General features: G+C 47.1%; 17 protein-coding genes. 12 read left to right on the top strand and 5 right to left on the bottom strand.

Annotated elements, in window-relative coordinates; all coding sequences use genetic code 11:
- Positions 1-4: 4 nt before the first annotated feature.
- The 7 genes from GQF01_RS29315 to GQF01_RS29285 all read left to right on the top strand — a co-directional run bounded on the left by GQF01_RS29315 (position 5) and on the right by GQF01_RS29285 (position 9,269).
- A complete protein-coding gene (locus GQF01_RS29315) occupies positions 5-958 on the top strand; it encodes a cation diffusion facilitator family transporter (protein WP_161410516.1) in 954 nt (317 codons plus the stop codon).
- Positions 959-994: 36 nt separating this feature from the next.
- Positions 995-3,439, top strand: coding sequence for a single-stranded-DNA-specific exonuclease RecJ (recJ, locus tag GQF01_RS29310; RefSeq protein ID WP_161410514.1), 2,445 nt, complete (start codon positions 995-997; stop codon positions 3,437-3,439).
- Positions 3,436-3,948, top strand: coding sequence for an adenine phosphoribosyltransferase (locus GQF01_RS29305; RefSeq protein ID WP_161410512.1), 513 nt, complete (start codon positions 3,436-3,438; stop codon positions 3,946-3,948). The genes recJ and GQF01_RS29305 overlap by 4 nt, the downstream gene beginning before the upstream one ends.
- A gap of 229 nt (positions 3,949-4,177) precedes the next feature.
- Complete coding sequence (locus tag GQF01_RS29300) at positions 4,178-6,364, top strand: RelA/SpoT family protein (protein WP_161410510.1); 2,187 nt, start codon at positions 4,178-4,180, stop codon at positions 6,362-6,364.
- Positions 6,365-6,419: 55 nt separating this feature from the next.
- Complete coding sequence (gene dtd / locus GQF01_RS29295) at positions 6,420-6,860, top strand: D-aminoacyl-tRNA deacylase (RefSeq protein WP_161410508.1); 441 nt, start codon at positions 6,420-6,422, stop codon at positions 6,858-6,860.
- Between the two features lie 86 nt (positions 6,861-6,946).
- The gene (locus GQF01_RS29290) at positions 6,947-7,120 is read left to right on the top strand and encodes a hypothetical protein (RefSeq protein WP_161410506.1); all 174 of its coding nucleotides are present in this window, start codon (positions 6,947-6,949) and stop codon (positions 7,118-7,120) included.
- A gap of 202 nt (positions 7,121-7,322) precedes the next feature.
- Entirely contained in the window at positions 7,323-9,269 is a 1,947-nt protein-coding gene (locus tag GQF01_RS29285) for an FAD-dependent oxidoreductase (RefSeq protein ID WP_161410505.1), read from the top strand.
- A gap of 105 nt (positions 9,270-9,374) precedes the next feature.
- Here the strand turns inward: GQF01_RS29285 and GQF01_RS29280 are convergent, their stop codons facing one another.
- Both GQF01_RS29280 and GQF01_RS29275 read right to left on the bottom strand, forming a co-directional pair.
- Positions 9,375-9,683, bottom strand: coding sequence for a hypothetical protein (locus tag GQF01_RS29280; RefSeq protein WP_161410504.1), 309 nt, complete (start codon positions 9,681-9,683; stop codon positions 9,375-9,377).
- Between the two features lie 321 nt (positions 9,684-10,004).
- Positions 10,005-10,394, bottom strand: coding sequence for a DoxX family protein (locus GQF01_RS29275; protein WP_161410503.1), 390 nt, complete (start codon positions 10,392-10,394; stop codon positions 10,005-10,007).
- A gap of 122 nt (positions 10,395-10,516) precedes the next feature.
- On the opposite strand from GQF01_RS29275, the gene GQF01_RS29270 reads away from it, so the two are divergent.
- The 4 genes from GQF01_RS29270 to GQF01_RS29255 all read left to right on the top strand — a co-directional run bounded on the left by GQF01_RS29270 (position 10,517) and on the right by GQF01_RS29255 (position 15,138).
- On the top strand, positions 10,517-10,822 hold the full coding sequence (locus GQF01_RS29270; RefSeq protein WP_127455345.1) for a winged helix-turn-helix transcriptional regulator: 306 nt from the start codon (positions 10,517-10,519) through the stop codon (positions 10,820-10,822).
- 449 nt (positions 10,823-11,271) lie between these two features.
- Positions 11,272-12,537 carry a histidine--tRNA ligase gene (gene hisS / locus GQF01_RS29265; RefSeq protein WP_161410501.1) on the top strand — a complete coding sequence of 422 codons (1,266 nt, stop codon included), beginning with the start codon at positions 11,272-11,274 and terminating at the stop codon, positions 12,535-12,537.
- 44 nt (positions 12,538-12,581) lie between these two features.
- Positions 12,582-14,360, top strand: a complete 1,779-nt coding sequence (gene aspS / locus GQF01_RS29260; RefSeq protein WP_161410500.1) for an aspartate--tRNA ligase — start codon at positions 12,582-12,584, stop codon at positions 14,358-14,360.
- Positions 14,361-14,385: 25 nt separating this feature from the next.
- Positions 14,386-15,138, top strand: coding sequence for a tRNA threonylcarbamoyladenosine dehydratase (locus tag GQF01_RS29255; RefSeq protein ID WP_161410498.1), 753 nt, complete (start codon positions 14,386-14,388; stop codon positions 15,136-15,138).
- 227 nt (positions 15,139-15,365) lie between these two features.
- Here the strand turns inward: GQF01_RS29255 and GQF01_RS36040 are convergent, their stop codons facing one another.
- Positions 15,366-15,515, bottom strand: a complete 150-nt coding sequence (locus GQF01_RS36040) for a hypothetical protein (protein ID WP_202556765.1) — start codon at positions 15,513-15,515, stop codon at positions 15,366-15,368.
- Positions 15,516-15,793: 278 nt separating this feature from the next.
- Here GQF01_RS36040 and GQF01_RS29245 point away from each other — a divergent pair, with 278 nt between their 5' ends.
- Positions 15,794-17,113, top strand: a complete 1,320-nt coding sequence (locus tag GQF01_RS29245) for a replication-associated recombination protein A (RefSeq protein WP_161410496.1) — start codon at positions 15,794-15,796, stop codon at positions 17,111-17,113.
- Here the strand turns inward: GQF01_RS29245 and GQF01_RS29240 are convergent.
- Positions 17,108-17,482, bottom strand: a complete 375-nt coding sequence (locus tag GQF01_RS29240; protein WP_161410493.1) for a DUF3889 domain-containing protein — start codon at positions 17,480-17,482, stop codon at positions 17,108-17,110. The genes GQF01_RS29245 and GQF01_RS29240 overlap by 6 nt on opposite strands.
- A 145-nt stretch (positions 17,483-17,627) precedes the next feature.
- Positions 17,628-18,311: an AlkZ-related protein gene (locus GQF01_RS29235; protein ID WP_161410492.1), complete on the bottom strand. Its 684-nt coding sequence runs from the start codon at positions 18,309-18,311 to the stop codon at positions 17,628-17,630.
- Between the last annotated feature and the right edge of the window lie 30 nt (positions 18,312-18,341).

Raw genomic sequence — 18,341 nt, 5'->3', positions numbered from 1 at the left:
CAGCGTGAAAGACGAGCGTTTTCAAAAAACGGAGCTTGCCGTATGGGGCGGCATCATCGGTCATGCAGCTCTTGCGTGTCTGAAAGGTATTGTTGGGATTATGGCGCAGAGCTCAGCCTTGTTAGCTGATGCTGCACATTCGGCATCGAGAGCAATAGCTTCATCTGCTGCACGAATACGTTTGAGATCGGATCAACAGCCTCCAGAGGAGCTGCATGCCCAGGGTTCAGAAAAGAATGTTTCTATCGCAAGCATTCTGTTAGCTATCGTCGTTCTTATTATCGGCGTCGAGATGGGAATTTCAGCGATAAATGCCTTGGGGTCCACCCAAGAACATACTGACAAGAATTACGCGCTCGCTGTGCTTGGACTTTCGCTAGTTGTCAAAGAAATCATGTATCAATACGTGAACCGTATGGGCAAACAAATGGGCTCTCAGGAATTAATTGCTAATGGCAGAGGGCATCGTTCCGATATATACTCTACTATTGTGGCTCTTATCGGAGTATTCGGCACAACGCTGGCTAACCTTTTACATGTATCATCCCTTTCCTATTTGGATCCGATAGCAGGAATCATTATTTCTCTTTTGATTTTGAAAATGGGGTATTCGCTTGTCAAGGAAGCTTTACATAGGAAGCAAGAGTACGTTCTACAGCAGGAGGATGCTGACGATCTGATTGCCGTTGTGCAGCTGATTAAAGGTGTGATCACCGTCGATGACTTAAGGGCCAGAGAGCACGGTCATTATGTAGTGGTTTCCGTCAAAATCAGCGTGAATCCAAGGGTATCGGTTTGGGAAGGTCACGAAGTTTCCAAAAGGGTCAAACAGCAGTTGATGAAAAGATTCCATCATGTTTCGGATGTGTATGTCCATGTAGCCCCTTATGATGCTGGCTATCCCTATAAACATTCAACAGATTCAGAGCTCAGCGAGCTCCCATCTGTTATACACTAATTTTATACAATGCAAAACGCTGAGGAGGACACACAAGTGCTAGCACCAAAGGCAAGATGGAGCATTGGCAATGCAGATGAGATGCTCATAGAAACTTTTGTGCGCGAGCTGCAGATCGACCCGCTTGTGGCCCGACTGCTTGTTCTCCGAGACATTCGGACGGTACCTGAAGCCGAGCAATTTATTCATGGCGGAGTTCAGTATTATCATGATCCGTATCTGCTCGACGGGATGCTTCCGGCTGTTGAACGTATCCGGACAGCACTTCAGAACAATGAATTTATTCGAATATATGGGGACTATGATGCAGACGGCGTAAGCAGTACATCGCTTATGTATCATTTGTTAAAAGGCTTAGGCGCCCGGTTCGATACGTATATCCCGCATCGCATTCGTGAAGGCTATGGTCTGAATCGATCAGCGATGGCTCTGGCCAAAGAGCAAGGTGTAGATCTATTAATTACCGTGGACACAGGCATTAGTGCCGTTCAAGAAATCGCCTACTGTCAAGAGTTAGGCATAGATGTAATCGTAACGGATCACCATGAGCCTCCTGAGCACCTTCCACAAGCTTTGTCCGTTATCAATCCTAAGAAGCCAGGTTGCCCTTATCCCTATAAGCACCTTGCAGGTGTTGGGGTTGCTTTCAAGTTGGCCCATGCTTTGTTAGGTAGGCTGCCAGAGGAACTGCTGGAATTTGCGGCACTTGGTACCGTGGCGGATTTAATGCCGCTGAATGGCGAGAACCGATTGATCGTCAAACAAGGTCTGCAGCGCATGCAGGACTCGGCTTACGCAGGTTTCCGCAGTCTCATTGGCGTTTCGGGCATTGAGCGCAAAGAAGTGACAGCAGGGCACATTGGCTTCTCGCTCGCGCCAAGAATCAATGCCAGCGGAAGATTGGAAGCGGCTGATATCGCTGTTAAGCTATTGACGACATCCAATGAAACCGAGGCAGAGCAAATTGCTTTTGAATTGGATATGTTGAATAAAGAACGTCAGCTTATCGTTGAAGACATGGTGAAAGAAGCCTTTGTTCTGGCTGAGGAGCAGCAGGCCCAAGGTTTGGACAAAGTGATCGTCGTTGCGAAGGAAGGCTGGAATGTTGGCGTAGTCGGCATTGTAGCCTCCAAAATCGTGGACAGATTTTACCGGCCAACCTTAGTGCTGAGCATAGATCCGCAGACAGGCATCGCCAAAGGTTCAGCACGCTCCATTGCTGGCTTTGATTTACACAAGGCTCTGACGGTCTGTGAAGAGTGGCTGGACCACTACGGTGGCCATCAAGCGGCAGCAGGAATGAGCTTAAGCAGCAGCCATTTGGAGGCTTTCACACATAAGCTGAATGAGCTTGCAGCTGCAACACTGACGGAGCAGGATTTTATTCCGCTTTTGAAGGCTGATGCCGTGTGCAGCTTGCCCGATGTTCCGATTGCCAGCATTGAGGGATTGGAGAAGCTTGCTCCCTTTGGCATGGGCAACCCGGCGCCTAGGTTCATGTTCACCGATTTATCACTCGACGATATCCGGACCATGGGCAAAGAGAAGCAGCATCTGAAGCTTGCACTCTCGCAGGCCAAAGATGAAATAAGCTGTTCAGTGGAAGCCGTTGGTTTCGGCAAAGGCAGTCTGTCAGGACTTATCACGCAAGCTGCTAAGGTTGATGTGCTTGGCGAGCTGTCCATCAATGAGTGGAATGGCGTCCGCAAGCCGCAAATTGTTATGCAGGATTTGAAGATCACGCATATGCAGCTCTTTGATTGGCGTGGAGCGGGGCAATTAAGCGCCAAGCTGAATATGCTTCAAAATAACCTGACTACAAGCAACGCAAAGAATCAAGTACCAGGTGTCGTTCTCTTTGATGAGACTGACGTGAAAGCTTTTGCTGCCACATCGTTCCAAATTGGCGACTCCATCCCTTACTGGGTCGTTCAAGACAGCGGGCGATTACGGCCAGGTAATGAAACAGCCAGCCAGCTGGATTTTGCTCAAATGAAGGATATCATTCTCTATACGATCCCTAGGAGTTTAGCTAGCTTACAAAGCGTTATAGAGCAAGCCCTTGGCATGATGCGCTGTTATCCCGTATTCGCAGAGTTAGGTCCTGACAGCGGAAGCACACTGCCTTCTCGCGAAATGTTCAAGATGATGTACGGAACTTTGCAAAAAGAAGGCTCATTGAATGTGCAGGATGTTCGTCTAATGACCTCATTTAGCAAAAGATCGGGCTTGTCGCCAGCTATGATTCAATTCATTTTATCCGTATTTGAGGAGTTAGCGTTTATTGAAAGACAAGGGGCTTTCGTTAAACTGCACGCGTCACCAGCGAAGAAAGATCTTACGGCATCCCGTATTTATCAGCATAGAATGAATCGTCAGGAAGTTGAATCCGTCGTGATGTATTCTTCAGCCAAAGAATTAGAGCAGTGGATTGCCCAGCATATCAATAAAGAAAACCACATATTGGAGGAAATTATATGAATTTCAAAGAGTACATTCGCGTCATCCCGGACTTTCCGCAACCAGGTATCCGTTTCAAGGATATCACCACGCTGCTTCAGAACGGTGCGGTCTACAAAGAAGCAATTGATCAACTGAAAGAATTGATCAAAGAGAAAGAAATTGATGTCATCGCGGGACCAGAGGCACGTGGCTTCGTAATTGGCGCTCCGCTTGCTTATGCACTTGGCGTAGGATTTATTCCGATTCGCAAAAGCGGCAAATTGCCAGGCGAGACGATTGAAGTGGATTATGCCTTGGAGTATGGCAAAGATAAATTAGCCATGCACAAGGATGCTATCAAGCCTGGTCAAAAAGTTCTGATTGCCGATGACCTGCTGGCAACTGGCGGAACGATTCAATCCTCGATTGACTTGATTGAGCAGCTTGGCGGAGATATTGTAGGAGCAGCGTTCTTGATCGAACTTTCCTATTTGGAAGGCCGAAATAAGTTTAAGGGTATAGATGTGGTTTCCTTAGTTCAATATTAAAATAAAGCGAAGAATCGAATGTTTCATTCGATTCTTTTTTGTACTTAGATATAGGCCGTTAGGAAGGAATATTTCATAGGATTTGAGGCAAAATGATGTTTTTTGTCGAAAGGTTAGCATGGCATAGTTGACGCGGAGCCTGCCTTGCAGGCATAATGAATAAAAATCGACTATAGATGAGTGATTAAAAAGTTCGCTTTTTAAACCTCTAAAGGGAATGGGTAGATGCATGGGTATAGAGCAGCTGTTAGAGAAGGCAGCCACCTATCTGAAAGAGAATGATTTGCAGAGGATACGGGAGGCCTATGAGTTCGCGGATGAAGCCCATCATGGCCAAGTGCGCAAATCGGGGGAGCCCTATATTCTGCATCCACTCGCTGTTGCAGATATATTGGTGAACATGCAGATGGACGTCACATCCGTGATTGCGGCGCTTCTGCATGATGTCGTTGAAGATACAACAGTTTCACTTGAAACTGTCTTAGATAAATTCGGGAAAACTTGCGCAATGCTTGTAGATGGTTTGACGAAGCTCGAACGGATTAAGTTCAAGTCCAAGGAAGAGCAGCAGAACGAGAACTACCGCAAAATGTTTGTTGCCATGGCGCAGGATATCCGCGTTATTCTGATTAAACTGGCGGATCGGCTGCATAACATGCGCACATTGAAATACCAATCGGAGGAAAGCCAGCGCCGCATAGCGGAGGAAACGCTGGAGATTTTCTGTCCGATTGCACATAGACTTGGGATTTCCACGATCAAGTGGGAAATGGAGGATATAGCCCTCCGTTATTTGAATCCGCAGCAGTATTACCGGATCGTGAATCTGATGCAGAAGAAGCGGACCGAGCGTGAGCAATATATTGAAGACGTCATTCATAGCATCAAAGAGAAGCTGGATGAGATGGGCATTCAAGGAGATATTTCCGGAAGGCCCAAACATCTCTACAGTATTTATAAAAAAATGAGTTCCCGCGGCAAACAGTTCAATGAGATTTATGATCTCATGGCGCTGCGCGTAATTGTCGACGGCATCAAAGATTGTTATGCTTCTTTGGGCATTATTCATACATTGTGGAAACCGATGCCTGGACGATTCAAAGATTATATCGCCATGCCTAAACCGAATATGTACCAGTCTCTTCATACTACAGTGATAGGTCCCAAGGGAGAGCCTTTGGAGGTTCAGATCCGCACTTGGGAAATGCATAGAACGTCCGAGTTCGGTATTGCTGCACATTGGGCCTACAAAGAAGGCGGATCTGTTGTTCCATCCGGCACTTTTGAAGACAAGATGAGCTGGTTCCGTGAAATTTTGGAACTTCAGCATGAAACGAATGATGCTTCGGAATTTATGGAATCCATGAAAATGGACTTCTTCTCCGATCTTGTATTTGTATTTACGCCAAAAGGGGAAGTCATTGAGCTTCCGGCTGGTTCGGTACCTTTGGATTTTGCTTACCGTATTCATACGGAGGTCGGAAATCGGACTATTGGAGCCAAGGTCAATTCCCGCATTGTGCCATTGGATCACAAGTTGAAAACAGGGGATATCATTGAAATTTTGACGTCCAAACACTCCTACGGACCTAGTCAGGACTGGATCAAGCTTGCGCAATCCTCGCATGCCCGCAGTAAAATTAAGCAGTGGTTCAAGAAAGAGAAACGCGAAGAGAACGTCGAAAAAGGCAAAGACATGATTGAGCGCGAGCTCAAGCGCCTGGCTATAGATCCGCCGACCTTGATGAGCGATGATAAGATGATCGAAGCGGCGAAGAAGTTCAATTTCAACGATATTGAAGATATGCTGTCGGCTGTTGGCTTTGGCGGTATAACAGCTGCACAAATTTGCACGAAACTGACAGAGAAGCTGCGTAAAGAAGCGGAAGAAGCACAAGTGCTTCAACTTTCTACGGAGGTCAAGGAAGTTAAGTCGCAATCCGCGACAGAGCGCAAAAGCCGACCTACGAACGGCGTGCGGGTAAAAGGAGTAGACAACCTCCTTGTGCGTTTTGCACGTTGCTGTAACCCTGTGCCAGGTGACTTGATCATTGGTTATGTCACTAGAGGACGAGGCGTGTCCGTGCACCGCTCGGATTGTACGAATATCCCAACGAGCATGGGCGAAGAAGAACGGGTGATTGAGGTCGACTGGGCTGAAGCAGTGGAATCCAATTTCAATGTGGAAATTGAAATTACAGGGCATGACCGCCGTGGTTTCTTAAACGAGGTGCTTCAGGCCGTTTCCGAGAGTAAGACGATGATTTCGGCAGTGTCAGGCCGTTCCGATAAAAATAAGATGGCCACGATTCACATGACGATTTTGATCAAAAATATCGATCATTTGCAGTCGGTTGTTGAGAAAATTAAACGTGTGAAAGACGTTTATTCCGTTCAGCGCATTATGCAAAGCTAAGCTTGCAACTTGCGGCTTGCGGATGTGAACAAACGTGAGGAGATTTAGAGAAGCCATGAGAGTAGTCGTTCAGCGGTGTAAACGCGCCGAAGTAACTGTTAATGAAGTATCTGTCGGCCAGATCGAGCATGGTTTGATGCTGTTAGTCGGCATTACCCACGAGGATACCGAGCAGGATGCGAAATATATAGCGGACAAAGTATCCGGACTGCGCATTTTTGAAGATGAGACGGGGAAAATGAATCTTTCTGTGCTGGAGACAGGCGGTCAGATTTTGTCCGTATCGCAGTTTACTTTGTATGGGGATTGCCGCAAAGGGAAGCGTCCCAACTTCATGGCAGCCGCTAGGCCCGAGATTGCGCAGCCGCTGTATGACAAGTTCAATGAGCTGCTCCGTGCTCAGGGCTTGCAAGTAGAAACGGGCGCATTTGGCGAAATGATGGATGTTTCGTTTACGAATTGGGGACCTGTCACATTGGTTATCGATAGCAAATAGAAGCGGATACGTCCTTTGCAAAAGGATAAGATGCGGCTAGCTTGGGTATACTTAAACTGTATATTCTTGCAGTTAGGAGCATCCAGATGCGTCAATCGATCAAGCATAAAGCCATGACGGCGCCAGAGCAGCAACTGCTGCATACAACACTTGCTGAGCGGATGAGTCAGGCACCAGCGCTAGCGGACATTGAAATTAGCGCAGAGTTCACATCCGAGCAGGAGAAAATGAAAAGCATTCCCAAGAAATCATATCGTTAATCGTAAAGCCCCGCACTGCTTCATTAGCAATGCGAGGCTTTATTTGTTCTATCGGCAAGATTTCTCTAAGACTTTAAAGTGTGGTAAACTAACAAGTGATGTTTTTGGCTGACAAATTAATCGACTGCTCAAGAAAGCTTATCAAACCTTTAACCGGTAAGCTGTATGAAAAGCAGGGGACAAGGTGGGTGCTTTTGTTTTAATGGCAAATCCGAATCGTAACAATTCCGCTTCCAAAGGATGGCTTTGGTTGATGGGGATCTTGATTCTGCTCGCGGTGCTGGCAGCTGCAGCATCTTTGTATTATCAATATAAACACCACATAAGCGGTGGACAAAGCCAGGCAAAGCAAGAAATTGAAGAAGTGAAATCCGTGAAGAAAACAAAAGAGGCGTATGACGTCATTGTCGTTGGTACCGACCCTGAAGGGGTTGCAGCGGCCGTTTCAGCAGCGCGTAATGGATTGAGTACCCTTCTGGTCGATGGACGGAATCGTGAGATTCTGGGAGGGCTAATGACACTCGGCTGGATTAACTCCATTGATATGAATTATTCCCCAAACAAGAACCTTTTAGGGAAAGATGATGTGTTTAACAAAGGCTTCTTCTCCGAGTGGTATGCCAAGATTGAAGGAGATTCCTTCGATGTGAATACAGCCGCTAATGCGTTCTATGATTTGGTTAAAAATGAATCGAAAATCGATTTGCTGCTCAAAACCAAGAAGATTGATCCGCTCCTTTCCCCAGATAAAAAATCGGTGCAAGGCGCTACGATCACTCTCGAGAATGGGAGCACGCAAGTCGTGAAGGCTGCTTCTGTCATTGATGCGACGCAGGATGGTGATTTCGCGGCGGCAGCAGGGGTGCCGTTTACGATCGGGCATGAGGATATCGGGGATCCGAATTCCAAGATGGCCGTGACGCTTGCGTTTCGCCTGAAAAACGTAACACCGGAAGTATGGAACCTGATGGCCAAACGGTTGAACGGCGATAATAATCCGGATACTGGTGTAAATGAAGTAAGTGTATTTGGTTATGGAGAAATGAGTAAATACCCGCCTCTTAACAAAGAAAGAGCCAAGATGAGAGGGCTAAATATGGGTAGGGAAAATAATGATACTGTCCTTATTAATGCCTTACAAATTTTCGGAGTAGATACCCTTGATCCGAAATCTGTTCAAGAAGCTTTTGACATTGGGAAAAAAGAGCTGCCTAATATTTTAACTTATATGCAAAAAACATTCCCTGAATTCGCAAGCCTTGAGCTCGACGGATCTGCACCAGAGCTATATGTTCGGGAAACGCGTCATATGCAAGGGGAATACCGACTTAATATCGTTGACGTTTGTACGAACAATGATCAATGGGACCGCATTGGATTCGGTTCATATCCTGTGGATATCCAAAGGATCTCCCCAACGGATTCCGGCAACGTTGTTTGTAAACCGAAGCAATACGCAATTCCGTTCCGCAGCTTAGTGCCGCAGAAAGTGGATGGATTGCTTGTAGTAGGCAGAGCGGCCAGCTACGATACACTGCCGCACGGAAGCGCCCGCGTTATGCCTACAGGCATGGCCGAAGGGGAAGCCGCAGGAGCTGCAGCCATGTTTGCTAAGCAAGAGAACATGACGTTCCGTCAGCTGTCGGCCTCCAAAGAAGGGATTGCGAAGCTGCAAGAGCAGCTGAACAAACAAGGCATGGAGATTCATCCGATGACGCTCAAGCCGCAGCCATTTATGGAGCACAAAGCCTATGAGGGTCTGAAATCTGCACTAATGCTAGGGCTGGCTTCCGGTGCGTACGACAATAATTTTCACTTAGATGACCCAGCGAATCCGAAGCGAATGGTTAATCTCGTGAGCGGCGCGAAGAAAATGAAGCCAGATGCGTTCAAAGGTGATGTATCCCAGGCGATAGCAAAGCTGGAGAATGCCGATAAAATCCCATTATCTCTTGAGCAGGCTGCTTACACGATCACACAAGCTTTGGGACTGACAGCTTCATCTCAAGAGGCTCAAGCCAAGTTAATGGAGAGTAAACTGCTGACTGACGCTTCCTTGAAGTTAATAGCAGACAAGCAAAAATTAACGAATGCGGACACGTACTTGCTTATCAAAGATCTAAAGGTTGGCTTAACAGGCAAGCCTTAATAAATAACAAATAAGAGCCTTATTACGCCGAGTTTCCTGTGGCGATAAGGCTCTTATCCTTTTTTTCGAAGCCAATGGAAGTTTTTATGACTGCGCTTACAAATTTCAGTCAGCTTCTGAAGCATCCTCTTCGGCTTCCGCAGATTCTTCCGCTTCTTCTTCGGCAGAATCCTCACTATCTACTTCAGCATCCTCATCGGCATCAACTTCCGCTTCTTCTTCCGCTTCGACTTCTTCTTCATCAGCTGCTTCTTCCACTTCTTCAGCTTCGTCCGAATCTTCAATGGCCTCTTCTTCGGCTGCTTCTGATTCTTCGGCTACGTCATCTTCTACTTCAGCTTCGGTTTCGGATTCCTCAGAGAAGAGCACCACTAGATCTTGCCGTTCCTCTTGAAACTCGTTTTGTGTTGTCATTGTTAACAGCCTCCTGGTGAGATATTCAAGGCCATTTGCCTTGTTGTACATGTATATGTGGAAAAAAGTCTGAATATACGAGGGAGAGCAAATGAAAATGATGAAAATACAGGGAAAACACTTGTAATGAAATTGTAATTTAAAATTGATACGGCGTTAATTAACCGTGGGTATAATAAAACTCGACCCCCTTTAATTTATATATTGTCTAGAGGCCTGCCGCCACTCGTGCTGCAGGCTATTTTCTTTGTGTAGATACAAAAAAGGCTATCATCCATCAAGTCATTTCTGACCTAAGGAGATAGCCCTTTTTCTTATTTTTTAGAATAAAGCATCCAGCGAATAATCACCTGCACCGATAAGAGCGACGCCTAATGCTGCCGCGATCAAAAGCAAATTGTACTCGAACCCATTGGAGGTCGACCAATAGCTTTTATAATGAACCTTAATAATAGCAACAAGCATCGTAATGATAATAAGTGCAGCAGCAAGTGGTGTCCAAAGTCCTGCGGCAAAGAACAATCCGCCTACAATTTCCGACAAGCCAGCCACAACGGCCATCAGAACACCGGGCTTAATCCCAATGGAGTCGAAAAAGCCTCCTGTGCCTTTTGGTCCATAACCGCCAAACCATCCAAATACTTTCTGTGTGCCATGCGCGGCTATTGTTAAACCTAAGACCAAACGAATAATAAGAAGACCTAAAGCCATGACTAACAACTCCTCTTTAAATAAATTTTCATTAATTACTTACTTTATGTTAGTATATTATTACGCAGCACTTACTTTTGTCAAGCGACTATGCTAAAATTGTTTATAAGGAGATGATTTATATGGAAGACTATCAACTGTGCCCGAAATTCGAAAATGCATTTGAACTTCTGGGAAAGCGTTGGACGGGACTCATCGTTCATGTCTTATTGACTGGACCGAAGAGGTTTAAAGACATATCCGTGCTAATTCCTAGTATGAGTGATCGTATGCTTTCGGAGAGATTTAAAGAACTTGAGGCTGCAGAGATCATTGTCCGACACGTGTACCCGGAAACTCCGGTTCGTATTGAATACGAATTGACAGCTAAAGGAAAAGGGCTTAAGCCTGTTATGGACGAGTTGCAAAAATGGGCTGACTCTCATTAATTAAATGAAGGCGGTACGAAGTCAAGTGGACGTATATCTCTTGACTTTACTTCTGCCAATGTTTACAATAAACAATAATTCAATACCTTTGTGATCCGTTGAAGGGATAAAGTATTTCGCCCCCACATTATCAGAGAAGGAAGTCCAGGCTGCAAGCTTCCTATGATGAGCGAACGAAAAGACCTCCCCGAGGACCTGCTGGGAACGACATGTCGATTTATATCGACCGTCTAGTAGCGGCTAGTGCGTATTCGCGGGCGTTAACCGTAAAGAGCAGATTTCTGTTTGTTGTACCTAGGTTTGACCTAGGGTGCGAGAACAGACGATCTGAATGTGGGTGGTACCACGGGTGAATTTGTTAATCAAATCTCTCGTCCCTGACAAACGTCGGGGGTGGGGGATTTTTTTGTTATATAACCAAGATCGACAGATAAAGGGAGGTTGAACACATGAGCATTCAAAAGCCAAAAGGCACGCAGGACCTGCTTCCCGGCGAAGTGGAGAAGTGGCAGTACCTGGAAAGTAAAGCAAGAGATCTATGTCAACGGTTTAACTACAAAGAAATCCGTTCGCCAATTTTCGAGAGTACCGAGCTTTTCTCCCGAGGTGTTGGAGAAACGACGGATATTGTCGAGAAAGAAATGTACACATTTGTGGATAAAGGCGATCGCAGTATGACCTTGCGTCCAGAAGGGACTGCTGGCGTTGTTAGGGCTTATGTAGAAAATAAGTTGTATGGAGTGCCAGATTTGACGAAGTTGTTCTATGTGGGACCTATGTTCCGCTATGAGCAGCCGCAAGCAGGAAGATACCGTCAGTTCCACCAGTTCGGGATTGAGGCTTTCGGATCCGTTGATCCAAGCATCGATGCAGAAGTCATTGCGCTGGGGTACACTTTCTACAAAGAAATTGGGTTAAAAGAAGTAACCGTGGAAATTAACTCCGTGGGCACACCTTCTGTTAGAACCGTTTACCGCGAGAAGCTGCAGGAATTTTTTGCACCAGTGAAACATTTGCTTTGCAAAGATTGTCAGTCCCGTTTTGATCGCAATCCGATGCGAATTCTTGATTGCAAAACAGATCAAAAGTATGGGGTAGGCGCTCCTGAGATTCTGGATTATTTGGACGAAGAATGCACGACACACTTTGCGGCGGTTCGAGAGCACCTAACCGCTATGGACATTCCCTATCGAGTTAATCCTCGCCTAGTGCGCGGGCTTGATTACTACACGCACACTGCTTTTGAATACAAAGCAGCTGGCATTGGAGCTATCGATACAATTGGCGGCGGCGGGCGTTACAACGGTCTCGTTGAGCAAATTGGTGGTCATGGTACAGATCAGCCAGGGGTTGGCTTAGGTTTAGGCCTGGAACGTATTCTGCTTGTGCTGCAAGCGCAAGGTGTTGAAATCCCGAAACCAGAGCCGCTTGATGTCTATTTAATTGGATTAGGTGAGCCTGCTGAGAAGGAAGTTACGAAGCTGCTGCACCAGTTAAGGGTTCAAGGTCTCAAAGCTGAGAAGGACTACCAAGGACGCAAGTTGAAGGCGCAAATGAAATCAGCGGACCGTTTTCAAGCGAAGTATGTGGCGATTCTCGGAGACGATGAGCTCGCCCGCGGCGAAATTACGCTGAAGCAAATGGAAACAGGTTCTCAAGTCATTATAAGTCTAGTGGATCTTGCCTCAAATGCTGCAAAGACACTATTCGAATAGATAGCATTGAATTATTCAACTACTCATGAGGAGGCAACAACATTATGATGCTCAAAACACATCATTGCGGGCAGCTTACAAAAGCCCAGGTAGGACAGACTGTAATATTAAACGGGTGGGTACAAAGAAGACGTGACTTAGGCGGTGTTCTATTTATTGATCTTCGCGACCGCAGCGGGCTTGTACAGACTGTCTTTAACCCGGATTTCTCAGGGGATGCGCTTGCTATTGCTGACCGTGCACGTAACGAATATGTGCTTGCAGTAAAAGGGAAAATCGTAGAACGTGACGCGGAAACCATTAATAAGAACATCCCAACGGGTGAGATTGAAATTCAAGTAACGGAAATCGAAATTATGAACGCAGCCAAAACACCTCCGTTCTTCATTGAAGACGGTGTAGATGTTGATGAAGCTGTTCGCTTGAAATACCGCTATTTGGATCTTCGTCGTCCAGAAATGCAAAGAACATTAATGCTTCGCTCGAAAGCGTCCAAGATTTTCCGCAATTTCTTGGATGACCAAGGATTCGTGGAAGTTGAAACACCAATTTTGACGAAAAGCACACCGGAAGGGGCTCGTGATTACTTGGTGCCAAGCCGTGTTCACCCAGGTGAATTTTTCGCGCTGCCGCAATCTCCACAAATTTTCAAACAACTGCTGATGGTTAGTGGTTTGGAGCGTTACTACCAAATCGCACGTTGTTTCCGCGATGAGGACCTTCGTGCAGACCGTCAACCGGAATTTACACAAGTCGACATTGAGACTTCCTTCCTAGCACAAGATCAACTACTCGATATTTTGGAAGAACTTGTCGTTAACTTGATGAGAGAAACTGCACAAGTCGAAATCCCGCGTCCTTTCCAACGTATTACGCATGCAGATGCGATGGCGAAATATGGTTCAGACAAACCGGATCTGCGTTTCGGCCTAGAGCTCGAAGATGTATCGGACATCGTTCAAACTTCCGGCGTTCAAGTATTTGCGAATGTGGTTAAAGGCGGAGGTCAAGTTAAAGCGCTGAACGCCAAAGGTTGTGGTACTTGGAGTCGTAAAGAAATCGATGACCTGCTGCCATTCGCGGCGCGTTACGGGGCTAAGGGCTTAGCTTGGATTCAAGTCAAAGACGGCGAATTCAAAGGGCCTATCGTGAAATTCTTTAACGAGGCTGAAATTGCTGCATTAACTGAGCGTCTTGGCGCTGAAGAAGGAGATCTACTTCTTTTCTCCGCGGATAAAAAGAAAGTCGTTGCCGACGTTCTAGGAAACCTTCGTCTGAAAATCGGTCGTCAACTTGGACTTATCGACGACTCCAAGTTCAAGTACGCATGGGTTGTAGACTTCCCGCTGCTTGGATACGATGAAGAAGCGAAACGTTATGTCGCAGAACATCATCCGTTCACGCGTCCTAATGAAGACGACATTCATTTCTTTGACACGGACCCAGGTCAAATTCGCGCTCAAGCGTATGACCTTGTGTTGAACGGCTATGAAGTAGGCGGCGGTTCCATGCGTATTTACCAACGTGACGTGCAAGAAAAAATGTTCGGAGCGCTTGGTTTCTCCAAAGAAGAAGCACAAGAGAAATTCGGCTTCTTGTTAGAAGCGTTCGAATATGGAACGCCTCCACACGGCGGTTTCGCCTTCGGTTTTGACCGTTTGGTGATGCTGATTACAGGCCGTACGAACTTGAGAGAAACGATTGCATTCCCGAAAACAGCGAGCGCAACGGACCTGTTAATGGATGCACCGGGAACTGTAGATGACAAACAGCTGGATCAGCTGTCGATTCGTTTAGCGCTTAAGCAGCCTGCTAAAGCCTAAGAACATTGAAAGAGGACGTGTTTCTATGCTTCACCAATTTTCGCGGACTGAACTAGCCATTGGCCCTGAGGGCCTGGACGTTATGAAAAACAGCACCGTTGTCGTTTTAGGCATCGGTGGTGTTGGTGCAATCGCTGCTGAAGCGTTGGCGCGTACGGGAATCGGACGTCTTATTCTGATCGACAAAGACGTTGTCGACATCACGAATATTAACCGTCAGATCCATGCCCTTACAACGACTGTAGGGCAGCCTAAAGCTGATCTGATGCGCGATCGCATCAAATTAATTAATCCGGAATGCGATGTTATCTCAATGCGGATGTTTTATACAGAGGAAACCTATGAGGAAGTGTTCGCTCATCACATCGATTACGTGCTTGATGCAAGTGACACCATTTCCTACAAAATTCATCTGATCAAGCAGTGTCTGGAGCGGAAAATTCCGATTGTCTCCAGCATGGGGGCCGCTAATAAAATGGACCCTTCGCTGTTCAAAATTGCGGATATTTCCAAAACGAGCATGGACCCGGTTGCTCGGGTCGTGCGCCAGAAGCTGCGCAAAGAAGGCATCAAAAAAGGCGTTAAAGTCGTCTTCTCGACCGAAGAGCCGATGAAGCCGCGTGAAGACGTCACGCAACAAATCGTACCAGAGAATGCACCAGAAATTCGTAAAGCGAAGCAGCCTCCGGCGAGCAACGCTTTCGTTCCACCTGTGGCAGGATTGATCATGGTGAGTGAGGCTGTGAAAGATCTTTTGGAGATTGGTTTGAAAAAGTAAGGAACGGATTAGGGCTGTCACAGAAGATCAGGAATGATCTTTTGTGGCGGCTCTTTTTGCGTCGTAGGAGGATTAGGGGAACTACAGGGCGCTATTTCAGCTGGAATTTGGTTTTTATACCACTTGTGGGGAACTGTGGTCCGTTATTTCGGTGATTTTTGTTGAAATTCGGTGCTTGGATCGAATATAAGAGCCTGTAGTTCCGTCAGGAGCCGGATACGGTTAATTTAGTTGAAATAACGTCCTGTAGTTCCCTTTAACCCGAACACGAGCCCAAGCCCGAACCCGAACCCGAACCCGAACCCGAACCCGAACCCGAACCCGAACCCGAACCCGAACCCGAACCCAACCGCCACCATTTGTTGCATTTTGTGCATCAAATATATGTAATCCAGCCCTAGACCGCTCAGATCCTGCAAAATGTGCAGCAAATTCCGAGAAATTACCCGATTTCCAGCCAATTCGCCATTATTTACTGTACGTAATACAGTAAACTGTCTCGAAATATCCGTTTCGCATCAATTTTACTGTACAAAATACAGCTACTTATCGTGCTCATGCCAAGCAGCAATAAATCCGCAAGACATGACAGTCTATCCCATGAGGGGTATAATGGAAAATGTCTATTTAAACCCAATGCAAAGGAATAACCAACATGGACTTGTTTACATATGCCTCATCGCAAGAACCGACCGGCAAACTGCTCGCAGACCGGATGCGTCCCACAACGCTGGATGAGTACATCGGCCAGGAGCAAATTGTCGGCAAAGGCAAGCTGCTGCGCAGAGCCATTGAAGCTGATCAGGTGAGCTCTATCCTGCTCTATGGTCCACCGGGCACAGGGAAAACCACCCTCGCGAATATCATCGCGAACAAGACAAAGGGAGAGTTCATGAAGCTGAACGCTGTCGATGCCTCGGTCAAGGATGTGCGAGAGATAATTGAGCTCGCCAAGACCAACAAAGCGATGTACGGCCGCAAGACGATCCTGTTCCTGGACGAGGTGCACCGCTTCAACACCTCGCGTCAGGATGCGCTGCTGCCTGCCGTAGAGCAGGGCATCCTCATCTTCATCGGGGCGACCACAGAGAACCCGTTTCACCATGTGAACGGGGCTCTGCTGTCGCGCTCGACGCTGTTTCAGCTCGAGCCCCTCACGGCGGAGCATGCGCTCATCGCCATGCGAAGAGCCATCGCCGATCCCGATAAGGGGCTCGGCTTCATGCGCCTCCACGTGGACGAGGAGGCGCTGGAGCATATTGCGCAGATGGCCGTTGGGGACATCCGCCGCTCTTTGAACGCGCTGGAGCTGGCAGCGCTGACGACCTCACCCGAACCGGATGGGACGGTTCGGATTACGCTTGAGGTGGCGGAGGAGTCGATCCGCCGACCTATCGTGAAAGCGGACGAGTCGACGCAGTATGACGTCTTGTCCGCCTTTCACAAGAGCGTGCGCGGCTCCAGTGACGCCGCGCTGTTCTGGTTCTTGTATGCCGTCGAGAAGCTCGGCATGGACCCTATGACGTTCCTGCGGCGGCTTATCGTCGCCAGCAGCGAAGATATCGGCCTTGCCAACCCGCAGGCCATGGTGCAGTCTGTGACGGCCATGGATGCGTACCACAAGATTGGCTGGCCGGAATCGAAGTACGTCATTTCCCAGGCAATTTTATTCGCTGTAGAGAGTCCCAAATCGAATTCGATCCCAATCGCTATTTCTCGAGCGGAACAGTTAATGGACCACGTAAAATCTGCCGACGTGCCGCTTCATTTGCGCGATACGCACTATAAGGGAGCAGAGAAGCTCGGGCATAAAGGTTATATGTATCCACATGATTATCCAGGACATTACGTGCAGCAGCAGTATTTACCAGACGAAATAAGACATCAAATCATCTTTGCGGCCAGTGAGCAGGGAACGGAAGATAAGATGAGGCAGAATCAGCACAAAAGAAGAGGGAAGCCTGCAGATCTATAGGATCTGTAAGTTCCCTCTTCTTTCTTGTTCCATTTCGATGGTAAAAAGCTTTTCCGACACGGGGTCATACCGGATAGATACAATTAGCGGAAATTCGACGCCTTGATGTCTAACCCAGAAGCGAAATTGCTGCTGATCCACACCAGGGGCAACACGAGAATGTCCCAGATACTTGTAATCTAGTAATACATAGACTTTCCCGGCCTCCTGAAAAGCGATTTTGCTCCATTTGGCATAGAGAGGATCAGGTTTTTGAGACGGAGCTGGTTGATGGGTTATAGCTTCTAGGATGTCTGTTTCCATGCTCGCATGTGCTGTGCTGCACCAACTTAGTCCAAGTAAGAGAAGCACGGCTGACATTTTCCTCATTCGCTCACACCTTTCGACATTATGGTTCGCGTAGGTGCGAGGCTGCATACTTGCAGGTAGTGAGGTAAATATGGGCACTTCTTGCAGATTGAGGAGACAAAAAAAGAGCCTCATAAAGAGGCCCTCTGTTTGGTTTGCCAAATCCTTATAACTTGAAAATCTTCCCAAGATACTGGATAGCCCTTGAGCTATAACGTTCCTGTATATAGGCTCTGAACTGACTTTTGGCTTCAGGAGTGGGGGAAGAATTCATGGCTAAACGATGAAGCTCCATCCAATGCAGTGCGGTCATGTAGCAAGTGCTGTTCCAGCCGTTTTTTGTCCCATTGGCATTCAAACGCTCGCTGATGCCTGCAATCACAATATCCGTTGTGCTCTGGAGTTCAATGAGTGCACGGTCGAATTCGCTTTTGGACTCTTTGGCTTTCATTCCGGTAACAGCCCGAAGCTCTTTGACATCGATGCCTTCGTTCGCTTCAACAGCTTGGAATAGCTCGACGGCTGATTTGGGAAGCTGCCCGTCTTCATAGCGTTCTTCCACGGAATAAGGGTCTTCCAACAAATTTTTCACCAATGGGAAGAGGTCCGCAGAAATTAACAAAGGTTTCTTTGCAAAAAAGCGACCATAGGCAGCAAGTCCGTCACCAGGCAGGCGATCCCGCCAAAGCCAAGGATCCGTCTCTAAGCCGGTATGCCATTGTGCTTGTGTTGTTATGGATTCAAGGGAAGGATGATCCGGTATGAAAGATGAGAGAGGTAGAATGCCGACCTCTTTAACGATTTGTGTAACATCCTCGTACGTAGCTGCCTGCAGAGTCACTTCATTCATTTTGATCAAACGGATCATCCTTCCTTCTTG

The sequence above is a fragment of the Paenibacillus silvestris genome, assembly GCF_009882985.1.
GTDB lineage: Bacteria > Bacillota > Bacilli > Paenibacillales > NBRC-103111 > Paenibacillus_E > Paenibacillus_E silvestris.
This window is presented reverse-complemented; position numbering and strand designations above follow the sequence as displayed.

Bases quoted from the DNA above. Each gene is read 5' to 3' on its own strand.
- GQF01_RS29305 (WP_161410512.1), top strand. From the start codon at position 3,436: ATGAATTTCAAAGAGTACATTCGCGTCATCCCGGACTTTCCGCAACCA.
- GQF01_RS29300 (WP_161410510.1), top strand. From the start codon at position 4,178: ATGGGTATAGAGCAGCTGTTAGAGAAGGCAGCCACCTATCTGAAAGAG.
- dtd (WP_161410508.1), top strand. From the start codon at position 6,420: ATGAGAGTAGTCGTTCAGCGGTGTAAACGCGCCGAAGTAACTGTTAAT.
- GQF01_RS29290 (WP_161410506.1), top strand. From the start codon at position 6,947: ATGCGTCAATCGATCAAGCATAAAGCCATGACGGCGCCAGAGCAGCAA.
- GQF01_RS29285 (WP_161410505.1), top strand. From the start codon at position 7,323: ATGGCAAATCCGAATCGTAACAATTCCGCTTCCAAAGGATGGCTTTGG.
- GQF01_RS29280 (WP_161410504.1), bottom strand. From the start codon at position 9,683: ATGACAACACAAAACGAGTTTCAAGAGGAACGGCAAGATCTAGTGGTG.
- GQF01_RS29275 (WP_161410503.1), bottom strand. From the start codon at position 10,394: ATGGCTTTAGGTCTTCTTATTATTCGTTTGGTCTTAGGTTTAACAATA.
- GQF01_RS29270 (WP_127455345.1), top strand. From the start codon at position 10,517: ATGGAAGACTATCAACTGTGCCCGAAATTCGAAAATGCATTTGAACTT.
- hisS (WP_161410501.1), top strand. From the start codon at position 11,272: ATGAGCATTCAAAAGCCAAAAGGCACGCAGGACCTGCTTCCCGGCGAA.
- aspS (WP_161410500.1), top strand. From the start codon at position 12,582: ATGATGCTCAAAACACATCATTGCGGGCAGCTTACAAAAGCCCAGGTA.
- GQF01_RS29255 (WP_161410498.1), top strand. From the start codon at position 14,386: ATGCTTCACCAATTTTCGCGGACTGAACTAGCCATTGGCCCTGAGGGC.
- GQF01_RS36040 (WP_202556765.1), bottom strand. From the start codon at position 15,515: ATGCACAAAATGCAACAAATGGTGGCGGTTGGGTTCGGGTTCGGGTTC.
- GQF01_RS29245 (WP_161410496.1), top strand. From the start codon at position 15,794: ATGGACTTGTTTACATATGCCTCATCGCAAGAACCGACCGGCAAACTG.
- GQF01_RS29240 (WP_161410493.1), bottom strand. From the start codon at position 17,482: ATGAGGAAAATGTCAGCCGTGCTTCTCTTACTTGGACTAAGTTGGTGC.
- GQF01_RS29235 (WP_161410492.1), bottom strand. From the start codon at position 18,311: ATGAATGAAGTGACTCTGCAGGCAGCTACGTACGAGGATGTTACACAA.